The organism is Caenispirillum bisanense (assembly GCF_900230255.1).
In the GTDB taxonomy this organism is placed as follows: Bacteria; Pseudomonadota; Alphaproteobacteria; order Rhodospirillales; family Rhodospirillaceae; genus Caenispirillum; species Caenispirillum bisanense_A.
Genome location: NZ_OCNJ01000001.1, coordinates 730582 through 745994, shown reverse-complemented (window position 1 = coordinate 745994; position 15413 = coordinate 730582). Strand labels below are relative to the sequence as shown.

The 15413-nt window shown below is 70.3% G+C and carries 15 protein-coding genes; 11 read left to right on the top strand and 4 right to left on the bottom strand.

Annotated features, from left to right (window positions below):
- Positions 1-86 precede the first annotated feature (86 nt).
- The 3 genes from CRP50_RS03550 (at position 87) to CRP50_RS03540 (ending at position 2549) form a co-directional block, all read left to right on the top strand.
- A complete protein-coding gene (locus CRP50_RS03550) occupies positions 87-872 on the top strand; it encodes an ATP-binding cassette domain-containing protein (RefSeq protein ID WP_245913345.1) in 786 nt (261 codons plus the stop codon).
- Between the two features lie 24 nt (positions 873-896).
- Positions 897-1718, top strand: a complete 822-nt coding sequence (locus tag CRP50_RS03545) for an extracellular solute-binding protein (RefSeq protein ID WP_097277580.1) — start codon at positions 897-899, stop codon at positions 1716-1718.
- A gap of 63 nt (positions 1719-1781) precedes the next feature.
- Positions 1782-2549: a M48 family metallopeptidase gene (locus CRP50_RS03540; protein ID WP_097277579.1), complete on the top strand. Its 768-nt coding sequence runs from the start codon at positions 1782-1784 to the stop codon at positions 2547-2549.
- Between the two features lie 116 nt (positions 2550-2665).
- On the opposite strand, the gene CRP50_RS03535 is transcribed toward CRP50_RS03540, so the two are convergent.
- The 3 genes from CRP50_RS03535 to CRP50_RS03525 are packed head-to-tail and all read right to left on the bottom strand — an operon-like array spanning position 2666 to position 6295.
- The gene (locus CRP50_RS03535) at positions 2666-3574 is read right to left on the bottom strand and encodes a helix-turn-helix transcriptional regulator (protein ID WP_217991976.1); all 909 of its coding nucleotides are present in this window, start codon (positions 3572-3574) and stop codon (positions 2666-2668) included.
- Positions 3571-4278: an ABC transporter permease gene (locus CRP50_RS03530; RefSeq protein WP_097277578.1), complete on the bottom strand. Its 708-nt coding sequence runs from the start codon at positions 4276-4278 to the stop codon at positions 3571-3573. Before CRP50_RS03530 ends, CRP50_RS03535 begins: the two co-directional genes overlap by 4 nt.
- Positions 4279-4282: 4 nt before the next feature.
- Positions 4283-6295 carry a 4Fe-4S dicluster domain-containing protein gene (locus CRP50_RS03525; RefSeq protein ID WP_097277577.1) on the bottom strand — a complete coding sequence of 671 codons (2013 nt, stop codon included), beginning with the start codon at positions 6293-6295 and terminating at the stop codon, positions 4283-4285.
- Between the two features lie 154 nt (positions 6296-6449).
- Between CRP50_RS03525 and CRP50_RS03520 the strand changes: the two genes are divergently transcribed.
- The 8 genes from CRP50_RS03520 (at position 6450) to CRP50_RS03485 (ending at position 14955) form a co-directional block, all read left to right on the top strand.
- Complete coding sequence (locus CRP50_RS03520) at positions 6450-7331, top strand: formate dehydrogenase accessory sulfurtransferase FdhD (RefSeq protein WP_097277576.1); 882 nt, start codon at positions 6450-6452, stop codon at positions 7329-7331.
- Positions 7324-8508, top strand: a complete 1185-nt coding sequence (gene mobA, locus CRP50_RS26410; protein ID WP_097277575.1) for a molybdenum cofactor guanylyltransferase MobA — start codon at positions 7324-7326, stop codon at positions 8506-8508. The genes CRP50_RS03520 and mobA overlap by 8 nt, the downstream gene beginning before the upstream one ends.
- The gene (locus CRP50_RS03510; RefSeq protein ID WP_097277574.1) at positions 8505-9155 is read left to right on the top strand and encodes a DUF3306 domain-containing protein; all 651 of its coding nucleotides are present in this window, start codon (positions 8505-8507) and stop codon (positions 9153-9155) included. The genes mobA and CRP50_RS03510 overlap by 4 nt, the downstream gene beginning before the upstream one ends.
- 199 nt (positions 9156-9354) lie before the next feature.
- Entirely contained in the window at positions 9355-9972 is a 618-nt protein-coding gene (locus tag CRP50_RS03505; RefSeq protein ID WP_097277573.1) for a molecular chaperone, read from the top strand.
- A gap of 38 nt (positions 9973-10010) precedes the next feature.
- Positions 10011-10232, top strand: coding sequence for a formate dehydrogenase (locus CRP50_RS03500; protein ID WP_097277572.1), 222 nt, complete (start codon positions 10011-10013; stop codon positions 10230-10232).
- Positions 10233-10255: 23 nt separating this feature from the next.
- Positions 10256-13132: a formate dehydrogenase subunit alpha gene (locus CRP50_RS03495; RefSeq protein ID WP_097277571.1), complete on the top strand. Its 2877-nt coding sequence runs from the start codon at positions 10256-10258 to the stop codon at positions 13130-13132.
- A 24-nt stretch (positions 13133-13156) separates the two neighbouring features.
- Positions 13157-13753, top strand: coding sequence for a formate dehydrogenase FDH3 subunit beta (gene fdh3B / locus CRP50_RS03490; RefSeq protein WP_097277570.1), 597 nt, complete (start codon positions 13157-13159; stop codon positions 13751-13753).
- A 98-nt stretch (positions 13754-13851) separates the two neighbouring features.
- Complete coding sequence (locus CRP50_RS03485; RefSeq protein ID WP_097277569.1) at positions 13852-14955, top strand: formate dehydrogenase subunit gamma; 1104 nt, start codon at positions 13852-13854, stop codon at positions 14953-14955.
- A gap of 78 nt (positions 14956-15033) precedes the next feature.
- On the opposite strand, the gene CRP50_RS03480 is transcribed toward CRP50_RS03485, so the two are convergent.
- Complete coding sequence (locus CRP50_RS03480; protein ID WP_097277568.1) at positions 15034-15360, bottom strand: hypothetical protein; 327 nt, start codon at positions 15358-15360, stop codon at positions 15034-15036.
- Positions 15361-15413 lie beyond the last annotated feature (53 nt).

Below are 15413 nucleotides of genomic sequence, written 5' to 3'. Positions count from 1 at the left end.
GCACACATTCCGGCTTCCGCCGAAAAGCCGCAACGGGTGCTTGGCCGGGGGGCCGCTCGGCTGCTTACACTCTCGGACAAGACGAAATGTCCGAGTCCGGTCCCATGCTGCTGCAGCCCGCCCCCGTTCCCGCCATACCCGACGCCAGCCTGACCCGGGCGGCGCGGCTGCTGCCGTTGCGCGTGACCGACCTGCGCTTCCGCAGCGGCGAGACCGAGCTGATCGCAGGGATTTCCCTCACCCTCGACCATGCCGGCCCGACCGTCCTGCTCGGCCACAACGGCGCCGGCAAGAGCCTGCTGCTGCGCCTGCTGCACGGCCTTCTGAGCCCGACCGCCGGCACCGTCGACTGGGGCGGCCTCGACGCCGCCGCCGCCCGCGCCCAGCAGGCCATGGTGTTCCAGCGCCCCGTCATGCTGCGCCGCTCAGTGCGCGCCAACATCGAATATGCGCTCGGCCTGCAGGGCCACCCGCGCCGCTTCCGCCGGTCCCTTGCGCTGCAGGCGCTGGAGGCGGCCGGGCTCGCGGGGCTGGCGGAGCGGCCGGCCCGCGTGCTGTCGGGCGGCGAGCAGCAACTGGTGGCGCTCGCCCGTGCCCGCGCCTTGCGGCCGGCGGTACTGCTGCTGGACGAGCCGACGGCCAGCCTCGACCCCGCCCATTCCCTGGCGGTGGAGCGGCAGGTCGCCGCCATCGCCGACGAGGGCGTGAAGATCGTCATGGCGACGCACGATCTCGGCCAGGCCCGCCGCCTCGCCGCCGACGTCCTGTTCATGGCCGGCGGCCGGCTGGTCGAGCACACCGCCGCCGCTTTCTTCGACCGCCCGGCCACGCCCGCCGCCGCCGCCTTCCTGCGCGGCGAGCTGGCCGCCTGATCCAACGACCGCACGAGGCCCCCCATGAAGAGGCTCATCGCCGCCGCCCTTACCGCCGCCGCCCTGTTCGCCGCCCCGGCGCAGGCCGCCGACGAGCGGTTCATCACCGTCGCCTCGACCACCTCCACCCAGTCGTCGGGCCTGTTCGAGCACCTGCTGCCGGTGTTCGAGGACAAGACCGGCATCGACGTGCGCGTCGTCGCCGTCGGCACCGGCAAGGCGATCCAGATGGCCGAGGCCGGCGACGCCGACGTGCTGTTCGTCCACCACAAGCCGTCGGAAGAGAAGTTCGTGGCCGCCGGCTACGGCCTCGTCCGCCGCGACGTCATGTACAACGACTTCGTCATCGTCGGCCCCAAGGCCGAACCGGCCGGCGTCTCGGGCATGAAGGACGCCGCCGGCGCCCTGAAGAAGATCGCCGAAGCGGCGGCGCCCTTCGCCTCGCGCGGCGACGACAGCGGTACCCACAAGGCGGAACTCGCCCTGTGGAAGCAAGCCGGTGTCGACGTCGGCGGCGCGGGCGGCGACTGGTACCGCGCCACCGGCTCGGGCATGGGTCCGACGCTCAACACCGCCGCCGGCATGGGCGCCTATGCCCTCACCGACCGCGGCACCTGGCTCAACTTCAAGAACCGCGACGACCTGGCGGTGCTGGTGGAAGGCGACCAGAGCCTGTTCAACCAGTACGGCGTCATCGTCGTGAACCCCGAAAAGCACCCGCACGTGAAGACGGACGACGCCCAGGCCTTCGCCGACTGGCTGGTGGCGCCGGAAGGCCAGAAGGCCATCGCCGACTACACGATCAACGGCGAACAGCTGTTCTTCCCCAACGCGGCAGGAAGCTGAGCTTGCGCGTTGGCATCCGGAGGCTACCTTGATGGCCGAGTGCAACGACCTCCGGATGCCTGCATGTCCTGCTCCTGCCCGACCCACCTCTCCCGACGGCGCTTCGTCTTTCTGACGGGCGCCGTCGCGCTGTCCGTGCCGCTCGGCGGCTGCGACGACAGCGGCGACTGGCCCGTCGACCTGGTCAGCGACGACCAGGTCCGCGAGATGGGCCTCGCCAGCTGGAAGCAGATGCGCCAGGAGATCCCGCTGTCGCAGAACGCCGCCTTCGACGGCACCCTGCAGGACATCGGCGGCCGCCTGCTGCAGGCCCTCGGCTCCGATCCGTCGCAGTGGGAGATGCGCGTCTTCCAGGGCGACCAGATCAATGCCTTCGCCCTGCCCGGCAACAAGATCGGCGTGTTCGAAGGCATGATGCGCTTCGCCGAGACCGAGGCGCAGCTGGCCGCGGTCATCGGCCACGAGATCGGCCACCACCTCGCCGACCACGCCCAGGAACGCCTGAACGCCCAGGTGCTGAAGGACTTCGGCATCAACGCGGTGGAGCTGGTCCTGAACCTCGGCGACATCCAGTACGCTCGCGAGATCGCCGCCGTGCTGGGCCTCGGGGTGGAGGTGGGGCTGCAACTGCCCTACACCCGCGACCACGAGCTGGAGGCCGACCGCCTGGGGCTCGACCTCATGCGCCGCGCCGATTACGACCCCCACGCCGCCGTCGCCCTGTGGCGGCGCATGGAAAGCCAGGGCGGCCAGGGCTTCGCCTTCCTCTCCACCCACCCGGCACCCGGCGACCGGGCGGAAAAGCTGGAGAGGCTGATCCGGGAAGTGTGAGGACTTTTTTTGTTTGGCCCTCAGGCGCCGGGCGCGGCCTCCGGCCGCTTGGCTCCCGCGGCAGGAGCCGCGCGGCGCGGTCGCGCCGTCCGGCTTGCGAGGCCGCAAGCCGGGCTTTACGCCCCGTTGCTGCGCACCGCCCCCAGGTCCGCGAGGTCGTAACCGCCGAACAGCCGGGCGCGCTCGGCGAAGGCCGGGGTGCGGGTGAAGCCGAGCAGGGCCTGCACGGGCGGCTCGAACACCGCCCGGCGGTCGAGCACCAGATCGAAGTCCTCCCACGCCAGCGGCACGAAGGCGAGGCCGAAGCGGTTGGCGGCGGCGCGCACGGCGAAGCCGGCCGTCGCCCGCCGCTCCAGGATGGCCGCGGCGACGTCGGTTTCGCTGACGGCCGCACCCTCGGCGGGGCGGAGGCCCTGCGGGTCCAGCCCGGCCTTGCGCAGCAGGTGGCGCACCAGGATATGAGCGCCGGTGCCGGGCGGACGGTCGGCGAACAGCACGTTGGGGCGCAGCAGGTCCGGCAGGCCGGCGATGCCCTGGGGGTTGCCCTGCGGCAGCACGATCCCCGTTTCCCGCCGCGCCCAGTGCAGCAGCACGTAGGGCACGCCCGCCAGGGTGCGCTCCACGATGGGGGTGTTGAAGCGCTCCGACGCCTCGTCGATGACATGCAGGCCGCAGGCGACGGCACCGCGCTCGGCGAAGCGCTTGAGGCCGACGCCGCTGCCGTCCAGCAGAAGGGCGAGCTTGCAGCCGCTCTGGCGCACCGCCCATTCCAGCAGCAGATCGTCGCTGCCCGACAGCACCGCCGGGCGCGGCTGCGGCACCGGCGCACCCTCGGGCTGTTGCAGGTGGGCGGTCAGCCACAGGTCGATGTGGGCGCGCGGGAACAGCAGCTTTCCCGTCACCTTCACCACCGGAATCTCGCGCCGCGCCACCAGATCGTAGACCTTGCGCTCGCCGAGGCGGAGGTAGTCGGCCACCTCGCGCACGGTCATGAGGTCCGGCATCGGGCCGGGCGGCGCGGTCATGCGTTCTGGCTCCGCGCCGCCCGCTCCTGCGCCAGGAAGGCGGCGATGTTCACCGCCAGCGCCATGAGCAGCAGCACGATGCCGAGCGCCAGCGCCAGCGGCAGGTCGCCGCGGGCGGTTTCCAGCGCGATGGTGGTGGTCATGACGCGGGTGACGTGGTCGATGTTGCCGCCGACGATCATCACCGCGCCGACCTCGGCACTGGCCCGCCCGAAGCCCGCCAGCAGCGCCGTGAACAGCGCCACCCGGCCATCCCACAGCAGGGTCGGCACCGCCCGCAGCGGGGTGGCGCCGAGCGATCCCAGCTGCTCGCGGTACTCGGTCCACAGGTCCTGCACGGTCTGGCGCGTCAGAGCGGCGATGATGGGCGTCACCAGCACCGCCTGGGCGATGATCATGGCCGTCGGGGTGAACAGCAGGCCGAACACGCCGAAAGGACCGCTGCGCGACAGCAGCAGATAGAGCACGAGGCCCGCCACCACCGGCGGCAGGCCCATGAGCGCATTCACCGTCACCAGCACCACCCGCCGGCCAGGGAACCGCGCCAGCGCCAGTAGAGCGCCGAGCGGCAGGCCGATCACCGCCGCCAGCGCCACGGCCGAGAGGCTGACGTAGAGCGACCGCACCACGATCTCCACCAGATCGGGATCGAGTTCGATCAGCAGCTCCAGGGCGCGGGCACCGGCGGCGGCCATCTCGTTCATGGCGTCAGCTCTTCTTCGCCTGTTCGTCGCGTTCGCGCAGGTAGTCGTCGGTGGTGCGCGGGCGCGGCGGCGGCGGGGCGAGCGTCGTGCTGCCGGAGATCTTCACCTGCTCGATCACCCGGCAGTCGCCGCACATCTGCAGCAGACGCAGGCGGTCGCCGCCGGCGAACATGCTGTGACCGGACAGCTTTTCCACCACCTTGTCGATGGCCGACTTGGTGCCGAACTCCTTGCCGCAGCTGATACAGGCGAAGGGCTCTTCCTCCTTCAGCACGCGGCGCTTGGGTCCGGCCAGGAAGTCGATGCGCGGCTCCAGCGTGATGACCTTCTCCGGGCAGGTGGCGGCGCACAGGCCGCACTGCACGCAGGCGCTTTCCAGGAAGGTGAGCTGCGGCCGTTCCGGATTGTCGCCGAGCGCCGCCGTCGGACAGGCGCCGACGCAGGCCAGACACAACGTACAGCCGGGCACGTCCACCACCACGGTGCCGAAGGGCGCGCCCTCGGGCAGCGGCAGCACGTCCACCGGCTGCGGCGCCTGGGCGTGCAGGTGGTCGAGCGCGACGGCGAAGATTTCCCGCCGCTCGCCGAGCACCATGTAGCCGGCGTGCGGGGCGGCCGGCGTCACCGGCCGGCGCAGATCGTCGCCCAGCGCCTCGGGATCGGTCACCCACAGCAGCTCCCCCCGCCCGGGGCCGTAGCCGAGGCCCTGCATCACCCGGTCGGCGAGGTCGAGCGCCCCGTCCAGGTGGTCGAGGGTGCCGCGCAGCTCGGGCGTCGCCAGCAGCACGACCCGCGCCGCGCCCATGGCGTAGGCGGTCAGCAGCAGGTCGAGGCCCGCCGAGCCGACCTCGTTCACCGCGAAGGGCAGCACGTGCGCCGGCAGGCCGCGGCCGTGGCGGGCGAGCAGGTCGATGGCCTCCGCCCCCTTGGCGTCGTGGACCAGCAGCACCGGCGTGCGGCCGCCGGCCTCCAGATAGGTGCCGAGCAGCACGCGCAGGCGTTCCAGCAGGTCGCGGGCCTGCGGCACCTGGTACTTGATGGCGCCGGTCGGGCAGACGCTGTTGCAGGCGCCGTGGCCGCCGCAGGCCAGCGCATCCACCGCCACATGGTCGCCGGCCGGCGACAGGGCGCCGGTGGGACAGGCGTCCAGGCAGGCGGTACAGCCGGTGATGTTGGAGCGCGAATGGGCGCAGAGATCGGTGTCGACGGTGATGTAGCGCGGCTTCTCGAACTCGCCCACCAGATCGGCGAGTTCGAACACCGCCTTCTGCACCGCCACCGGATCGCCGGCGTCGACCCGGACATAGCCGTCGCGCGGCGGGCGGCCGGGGAACAGCGGCGGCGCCGAGGACAGGTCGAGGATGGCGTCGGCCTCGAAGGTGACGGCATCCTTGCGGCTCGCCGGCTCCAGCCGGTCGCGGGACGACGGGCGCGGTGCCAGCACGTCGGCGAAGCGCACCGCGAAGGCGCCGACGTGGCCGGAGGCGCCGACCGGGCGGCCGATGAACAGCGCCATGTCGGCGACGGCGGCGGGCGTGACGTCGCCGCCGCTTTCCAGCACGCAGGTCACCGCCATGCGCCCGGCCAGCTGGCGGGCGGCGGCGAAGGCGACCTCGGGGCGGCCGAACACCACCAGCCGGCCGTCGGACCGCACGGGCAGCGCCGCCGTCGGGCGCGCCTGCACCGTCGCCTCGGCCAGCAGGGCGGCCATCTTGGGGGCGGCCGCGGCGGCCTCGTCGGACCAGCCGGCGCGCTCGCGGATGTTGGTGAAGGACAGGCGCGCGGCGGCCCCGTTCACCTCCGCCGCCTCGCCGAACAGCGGCGCTTCCTGGGTACAGGCGACCAGGAGCGAGCCCGGCGTCGCGGCGGCGCCGACGAAGCGGTCGATCTCGTCGCGGCAGAGATGGCGGCAGGCGGTGACGGAGGCACCGCCGAGCGCGTCCGACAGGCGGTCGGCGTCGACGGGCATGGTGGCTTCGCAGGAGCACACCAGGAAACGGGTATCGATCTTGGGCATCGGGACGCTTTCCAGCCGGGGTGATGGGTCGGTCTTGCTCTTGCTTTGCGGCGCCCTTGCCCCGCGGCGTCGAGTCGCGCCATGATCGGGACGAGGGATGGACAACGGTTCCGCAAAGGCCGTCATAAACACTTAAGCACGAGGCCAAGGCTCGATGGAAGATTCAGAATTCCTGGTCCGCCCGGACCCGGACGACGACCGCCTGTTCCGCGTCGTCGACGGCGTGGATCAGGATGGCCGGCGCATCGAAGCGCCCATCATCAACGAGCGTCCGCTTACCCTCTACTTGAACGGCAGGCGCATCGTCACCGCCGTTACAATCGGCGATTACCCCGAGTACCTCGCCGTCGGCTACCTGATGAACCAGGCCATGCTGCGGCCCGAAGATACCCTCGTGTCGGTCGAGCACGACCCGGAGGCGCGGGCGGTGCGCGTGGTCATCGACGCCGACCGCGACCTCGACGCCATGATGAGCAAGCGCACCCACACCTCGGGCTGCGCCCTCGGCACCGTCTACGGCGACATCCTGGAACGCTTCGCCGACGTGCCGCTCGACACGCAGGCGCGCTTCCATACCCGCTGGCTCTACGCCTTGTCCAAGAAGATCAACACCGCCCCCAGCCTCTACCTCACCACCGGCGCCATCCACGGCTGCGTGCTGTGCGAGGAGGACCGCCCGCTGGTGTTCATGGAAGACGTGGGCCGCCACAACGCCGTCGACAAGATCGCCGGCTACATGCGCCTGCACGGCATCTCGCCGCGCGGCAAGAGCTTCTACACCACCGGCCGCCTGACCAGCGAGATGGTCATGAAGTGCGTGCAGATGGAGATCCCCGTGCTGGTGTCGCGCTCCGGCTTCACCGCCTGGGGCGTGGAACTGGCGCGCGAGGCCGGCCTCACCCTCATCGGGCGGGCCAAGGGCAAGCGGTTCCTCGTGCTGGCCGGCGAGGACCGCCTGGTGTGGGACGCCGACCCCGCCGCCGCCGACGAAGAGCCCGCCCGCGCCCGCCGCAAGGGAAGCCGATCCGATGACTGACCAGCCCGCCCTGCCCGCTCCGCCGCCGCTCCACCGCATCGCCGGGGTGATCCTGGCCGGCGGCCTGTCGCGCCGCATGGGCGGCGGCGACAAGACCCTGCTGACGCTCGACGGCAAGCCCATGCTGGCGCACGTGATCGAGCGCCTGACGCCGCAGGTCGGCCCCATGGCGCTCAACGCCAATGGCGACCCGGCGCGGTTCGAGCCCTTCGGCCTGCCCGTGCTGCCCGACGTGGTGGAAGGCTTCGCCGGGCCGCTGGCGGGCGTGCTCACCGCCCTGCGCTGGGCCGCCCTGGAGCACCCGGACGTCACCCACGTCCTCACCACCGCCGCCGACGCGCCCTTCGTGCCGCTCGACCTGGTGGCACGGCTGTGGCGGGCGGTGGAGGACGGCGCCGATATCGCCTGCGCCGCCTCGGGCGGCTGGACCCATCCGGTGGTGGCCCTGTGGCCGGTGCGGTTGGCCGGCGACCTGCGGCGGGCGCTGGTGGACGAGGACATGCGCAAGATCGACGCCTGGACCGCCCGCTACCGCACGGTCGCCGTGGAATGGCCGGCGCAGCCGCTCGACCCCTTCTTCAACGTCAACCGCCCGGAAGACCTCGACGCCGCCAACGCCATGCTGGAGGCGGCGGAAGCCCGCGCCGCCGTCGGCGAGGTGGAGAAGTCCCGCCGCCTGTCCATCGTGCTGGAGCGGCGCACCTCGTCGCACCCCTGGGGCTCGGACAGCTATGTGCCCGTCGCGGCGGTGCCGGCCGCCGCCGACGCCCCGGCCGAGATCCGCCCCGCCGAGGCCGACCGCTGGATCAGCGCCCCCATGACGGTGGAGCTGTTCCGCCGCGAGACCGAAGGCTACCGCCGCAACCTCTCGGCGCCGGAGCCGCGGCTCTACGTCATCCTGCGCCCGGTGGAAGGCCAGCCGATCCCCATGGCGCCGTTCCTGGTCACCGCCTGCCCCTACGAGGGCGAAGCCTATCTGCACGACGACGGCACCCAGCTCGAGACCGTGCCCATGCCCGAGGACGTCGCCTATTGGGTCGGCGCCTTCTGCGCCCGCCACCACGTCGACACGCCCTTCGTGAAGCGCAAGCAGAAGACCAAGGCCCCGCGCGAAGACGACACCTTCAGCCGCATCGCCCCAGTGGACCGGGCGCGCCGCAAGGGAGAGACGCGATGAGCCGCCCCGGACGCGACGACGAGGACGGCGGCGGCGGGTTCCTGTCGCGCTGGTCGCGCCTCAAGCAGGAAGCCCGCGAGCGCGAGCAGGAGCCGGCCACCGAACCGGACCCCGCACCGGAACCGCCAGCCGAAGCCGAACCGGACGCCGCGGACGACACCGCCCCTGCGACCGACGTGGTCGAGGGCGAGGCGACAGAACCGCTCGACCTGCCCGACATCGACAGCCTGACCCGCGACAGCGACTACAGCGTGTTCATGCGGGCCGGCGTGCCGGCCGACCTTCGCAGGCAGGCCCTGCGCAAGCTGTGGCGATCGGACCCGGTGCTCGCAAACCTTGACGGGCTGAACGATTACGACGAGAACTACGCCGCTCCGTCCATCGTCGGGGCCGCCGTCCGGACGGCCTACGACGTCTTCAAAGGATACGCTCCGCGCGACGTGGAGGCCGGCGAGGCCACCGCGGAGGCGGCGGACTCGCTCGAAGCCGCAGCGCAGCAAAGCGATACCGCAGCGCAATATCCGCAGCCGCCCACCGAACAACCGGAGGAGGCGGCAAAAGCCGCAGCAAGTGCTGCAGCAGCAGAGCCTGAAAATAAAACGGACGAATCTGGTCCGCTTTCAGGGGAAAACGACGAAAGAGCCTGAGCGGCCCTTGTCGGGAATCCGGTTTATCTGGACTTCCCGGTCCCGATCCCGCTATCCTCGGCGTTTCAAGGACAATGGCGGTTCTGCCGCCGAAGTCTAGCGACACCCTCTTTGGGGTGACGCTAGGCCACACTCTCGCCCCTTTGGGGCGATAGGGAACAACGCCCGGCGGGGCTGGCACCGGACAGGGAGGACGCGCATGACCGCTGCGGCGGGGCTGTCGACAGTCGCCGAAGAAGATGCTCTTCGGGCTCATTTCTACGCCTTGCTCTCCAGCCTGACCCTGGCGCCGCCGCCGGCCGAGCGCCTGCGCGACCTGGGGCAACTGGCGGGGGACGAGACCGAACTGGGCCAGGCACTGGCGGCCCTGGGCGCAGCGGCCCGCGAGGCCGATACGGCGGCGCTGACCGAGGAGCACACGGCGGTCTTCGTCGGCATCACCCGCGGCGAGGTCGTGCCCTATGCGTCCTACTACCTCACCGGCTTCCTCAACGAGAAGCCGCTGGCCGAAGTGCGCCAGACCCTCGCCGCGCTCGGCGTCGAGCGCAGCAGCGGCCGCCCCGAGCCCGAGGACCACGTCGGCATCCTGTTCGAAGTGATGTACGGGCTCATCCTCGGCCGCATCGGCGACGGCAGCCTGACCGCCCAGAAGACCTTCTTCGACACCCACGTCGATCCGTGGGCCGAAACCCTGTTCCGCGACATCGAACAGGCGCCGTCGGCCCGTTTCTACCGTCCGGTGGGCACCATCGGCCGGCTGTTCCTCGCCATCGAGCGCGAAAGCCTCGGCATGGTGGGCGAAAAAGGTGAAGGATGAGCCGCGCCGTCGTGCGGCCGCGTGATGAGGACTGTCACATGAGCGAAACCAAGGACCACAAGCAGACCACCGTCGACCGCCGCGGCTTCCTGCGCACGGTCGGCCTGGGTGCCGGTGCCGCCGGTGCCGCGGCCGCCCTCGCCGCCGGCACGGCCGCCGCCGGTGTGGCGGAGCCGACGCCCGATCCGGCCGGCAAGACCGACGCCGGCTATCGCGAGACCGATCACGTGCGCCGCTTTTACGATCTGGCGCGCTTCTGAGGCGGCCTGAAGGGAGACGTTCCATGCTGGTCAAGAAGCGTTCCGGGTCGGCCAACGGCCCGCACATTCTCTCCACCCTGTCGGCCGCCGTCGGCGGCGCCATCGACCGCCGCACCTTCCTGCGCCGCTCCGGCATCGCCGCCGGCGGTGCCGCGCTGGCCGCCGCGCTGCCGGTCGGCGCCGTGCGCCAGGCCCAGGCCGCCGGCCCCGCCGCGCCCGCCGGCAAGATCGAGATGCGCAAGACGGTGTGCACCCACTGCTCCGTCGGCTGCACGGTCGAGGCGGAAGTGGTCAACGGCGTCTGGGTCGGCCAGGAGCCGGGCTACGACAGCCCGTTCAACCTGGGCGCCCACTGCGCCAAGGGCGCCAGCGTGCGCGAGCACGCCCACGGCGAGCGCCGCCTGAAGCACCCCATGAAGCTGGAAGGCGGCAAGTGGAAGAAGATCAGCTGGGACGAGGCCGTCAACGAGGTCGGTGACCGCCTGCTGAAGATCCGCGAGGCCAACGGCCCGGATTCCGTGTTCTGGCTCGGCTCCGCCAAGCACAACAACGAACAGGCCTACCTCATCCGCAAGTTCGCGGCGCTGTGGGGCACCAACAACATCGACCACCAGGCGCGTATCTGCCACTCCACCACGGTCGCGGGCGTCGCGAACACTTGGGGCTACGGCGCCATGACCAATTCCTACAACGACATCCACAATTCCAAGCTCATCTTCCTCATCGGCGGCAACCCGGCCGAGGCGCACCCCGTGGCCATGCAGCACATGCTGCACGCCAAGGAAAAGACGAAGGCCAAGTTCATCGTCGCCGACCCGCGCTTCACCCGCACGGCGGCGCGCGCCGACGAATACATGCGCTTCCGCCCGGGCACCGACGTGGCGCTCATCTGGGGCATCCTGTGGCATGTCCTGGACAACGGCTGGGAAGACAAGGAATACATCCGCCGCCGCGTCTACGGCTTCGAGGACATCCGCGCCGAAGTCGCCAAGTGGACGCCGGAAGAGGTGGAGCGCGTCACCGGCGTGCCGGGCGCGCAGGTCAAGCGCGTCGCGCAGCTCATGGCGTCCAACAAGCCGGGCACCCTGATCTGGTGCATGGGCGGCACGCAGCACTCCAACGGCAACAACAACACCCGCGCCTACTGCATCCTGCAGCTGGCGCTCGGCAACATGGGCGTCTCGGGCGGCGGCACCAACATCTTCCGCGGCCACGACAACGTGCAGGGCGCCACCGACTTCGGCGTGGTGGCCGACAGCCTGCCGGGCTACTACGGCCTGGCCGAAGGCTCGTGGAAGCACTGGGCGCGCGTCTGGGGCCTCGACTACGACTACCTGCTGAGCCGTTTCCACAGCAAGGAGATGATGGAGGCCACCGGCATCCCCGTCTCGCGCTGGATCGACGGCGTGCTCGAGCCCGCCGAGAACCTGGAGCAGCCGGAAAGCCTGAAGGGCATGGTGTTCTGGGGCCACGCGCCCAACAGCCAGACCCGCCTGCCGGAAATGAAGCAGGCGATGGAGAAGCTGGACACGCTGGTCATCATCGACCCGTATCCGACCGTCGCCTCGGTCCTCAGCGACCGCACCGACGGCGTGTACCTGCTGCCGGCGGCGACGCAGTTCGAGACCTACGGCTCGGCGACCGCCTCCAACCGCTCGTTGCAGTGGCGCGAGAAGGTGATCGAGCCGCTGTTCGAGAGCCTGCCCGACCACGTCATCATGTACAAGTTCGCCAAGAAGTTCGGCTTCGCCGACGAACTGGTGAAGAACATCCAGGTCAACGGCGAGGAGCCGGTGATCGAGGACATCACGCGCGAGTTCAACAAGGGCATGTGGACCATCGGCTACACCGGCCAGTCGCCGGAACGCCTGAAGGAGCACATGAAGTACCAGCACACCTTCGACAAGACGACGCTGCGCGCCGTCGGCGGTCCGCTGGACGGTGAATACTACGGCCTGCCGTGGCCCTGCTGGGGCACGCCGGAGATGCGCCACACCGGCTCGGCGAACCTCTACGACACCTCCATCCCCGTCGCCCAGGGCGGCATGGGCTTCCGCGCCCGTTTCGGCGTGGAGCGCAACGGCACCAACCTGCTGGCCGAGGACAGCTGGCCGGTCGGCTCGGAGATCGAGGACGGTTACCCCGAGTTCACCATGGCCATGCTGAAGAAGCTGGGCTGGGACAAGGACCTGACCGACGACGAGCGCAAGGCCATCGAGGCGGTCGGCGGCGATTCCGCCAACTGGAAGACCGACCTGTCGGGCGGCATCCAGCGCGTCGCCATCGCCCACGGCTGCGCCCCCTACGGCAACGCCAAGGCACGCACCGTGGTGTGGACCTTCCCGGACCCGGTGCCGCTGCACCGCGAGCCGCTCTACACGCCGCGCCGCGACCTGGTGGCCGACTACCCGACCTACGAGGACAAGACCTTCTGGCGCGTGCCGACCATGTACGCCTCCATCCAGAAGAACGACTTCTCCAAGGACTTCCCGCTCATCCTCACGTCCGGCCGTCTGGTGGAGTACGAGGGCGGCGGCGACGAGACGCGGTCCAACCCGTGGCTCGCCGAGCTGCAGCAGGACATGTTCGCCGAGGTCAACCCGTACGATGCAAACAATGCCGGCATCCGCAACGGCGCCGACCTGTGGCTGCACGGCCCCAACGGCGGCAAGGTGCTGGTGAAGGCGCTGGTGACGGAGCGCGTCGGCCGCGGCGTGGTGTTCATGCCGTTCCACTTCGGCGGCGTGTTCCAGGGCAAGTCCCTGCGCGACAAGTACCCGCAGGGGGCGGATCCCATCGTGCTCGGCGAATCCAGCAACACGGCCCAGACCTACGGCTACGACTCGGTCACCCAGATGCAGGAGACCAAGGCCACCCTGTGTCGGATCGAAGCGGCGTAACGCCTGGGAAAGGAGACCCCAACAATGGGCAAGATGGTATTCCTGTGCGACGGCGACCGCTGCATCGAGTGCAACGCCTGCGTCACCGCCTGCAAGAACGAGAACGAGGTGCCGTGGGGCATCAACCGCCGCCGCGTCGTCACCCTGGACGACGGTACGCCGGGTGAGAAGTCCCTGTCGGTCGCCTGCATGCACTGCTCCGACGCGCCCTGCGTCAACGTGTGCCCGACCAACGTCATCTACCACACCAACGACGGCGTCGTGCTGCACAACAAGGACGGCTGCATCGGCTGCGGCTACTGCTTCTACGCCTGCCCGTTCGGCGCGCCGCAGTACCCGCAGGAAGGCAACTTCGGCTCCCGCGGCAAGATGGACAAGTGTACCTTCTGCAACGGCGGCCCGGAGGAGACCTTCTCCCAGGCCGAATACACCAAGTACGGCCGCAACCGTCTGGCCGAAGGCAAGCTGCCGCTCTGTGCCGAGATGTGCTCGACCAAGGCGCTGCTGGCCGGCGACGCCAACGAGGTGAGCGACATCTACCGCCAGCGCGTGGTGGAACGCGGCTTCGACAGCGGCGCCTACGGCTTCTCCCAGTCGTTCGGGCAGCAGCAGAAGCTCTGACGGCGCTGTTCGCCGCCACGCACCCGACCGGCCGCCGCCGCCGCGCTTCGCCCGCGAAGCCGACGGCGGCGGTGCCGTCTCCGCGAGGATTCCGCCTGATGCGTCACCCCATCGTCTTCCTTCTGGCGGCCCTGGCCGCCGTCGTCGCCTTCGGGCCGTGGGCGCCCGCCGCCGCTCAGGACGTGCGTCCGCCCGCGAATGCGACGCAGCACGTCCAGCCGACGCCCGGCGGCCCCGGCATCGAGGCGGCGCCGCCGGCCACCATGCGCTATCCCTCCATCACCGGCCAGTGGGGGGAGATCGTCGACGGCGAGCGCGGCTATGTGAGCATCCCCGACAAGAAGGCCGGCCGCCTGATCCAGACCCAGGGCATGGACTGGCTGTCGTGGCGCAGCGAGGAGGTCCGCCGCTACGGCGCCTACGCCGTCGCCGCCATGCTCATCGCGCTGACCGGCTTCTTCGCCGTCAAGGGCCGCGTGAAGGTGGACAGCGGCCTGTCGGGCCGGCTGATCCAGCGCTTCAAGACGCACGAAATCATCGGCCACTGGCTGACCGCCGGCTCGTTCCTGCTGCTGGCGCTCACCGGCACCTGGCTGCTGTTCGGCCGTCCGCTGCTGATGCCCGTGCTGGGTGCCGACGGCTACGCGCTGACGGCCGAGATTTCCAAGTACATGCACAACTTCGGCGGCTTCGTCTTCATGGCGGGCCTGCTGTACATCTTCCTCGTCTGGGTCCGCCACAACCTGTGGGACCGCTACGACTTCAACTGGATCATCAAGGCCGGCGGTTTCCTCGCCAAGAACAGCCATCCGCCCGCCGACAAGTTCAACTTCGGCCAGAAGACGGTGTTCTGGATGGTCGTCCTGCTCGGCCTCGCCCTGTCGGTGACGGGCCTGAACCTGCTGATGCCCTTCTGGTTCGTCGACGAGATCGAGCTGATGCAGTGGAGCCAGATCGTCCACGCCGGCCTCGGCATGGGCATGTTCGCGCTCATGCTGGCGCACATCTACATCGGCTCGGTCGGCATGGAGCACGCCTTCAAGGCCATGTCGACGGGCTGGGTGGACATCAACTGGGCCCGCGAGCACCACAGCGTGTGGGTGGACAAGTACGTGGCCGGCAACAACCCCGAACGCCGCGGCGAAAGCCGCCCGCCGACGGACGGCGAACAGGCCCACGGCCACCGCTCGGCGGCCGAATGACGCAACGGGGCGCTTCCGCAAGGAAGCGCCCCGAGTGTTTGTGGGTTACCGGAGCGGTTCTGAAGCGATCGTCCCTGCTCAGGGCGTCTCTCGTCGGGCGGCCAGCTTCCGGTCGAACTCGGCCAGCATCCGCGCCAGTTCATCCGGCGGAACGCAGCCATCCCGGTCCGCCTCATCGGCGGCGGCATCGATTGATTCTGCGAGGTCCTGCAGGCGCCGGCTGTCTCCGGCCTGTCTGCTCCGATTGAACTCGGCGATCAGACGGGCGCGCTCCTGCGCGTTGACTGGACCGTTGCGCCGTGCGTCCTCCGCCGCCTCGCACAGAGAGTCGACGAGCGCATCCATCTGCCGGCGCCAGTCGGCATAGGCGGCGGAACCGTCGTCGCGGGGCATCGGATGGACCATGGTGCGGAACTCCTGCGTCTGACCCTGATATTGCCACGCGACCGTGGTTTGTC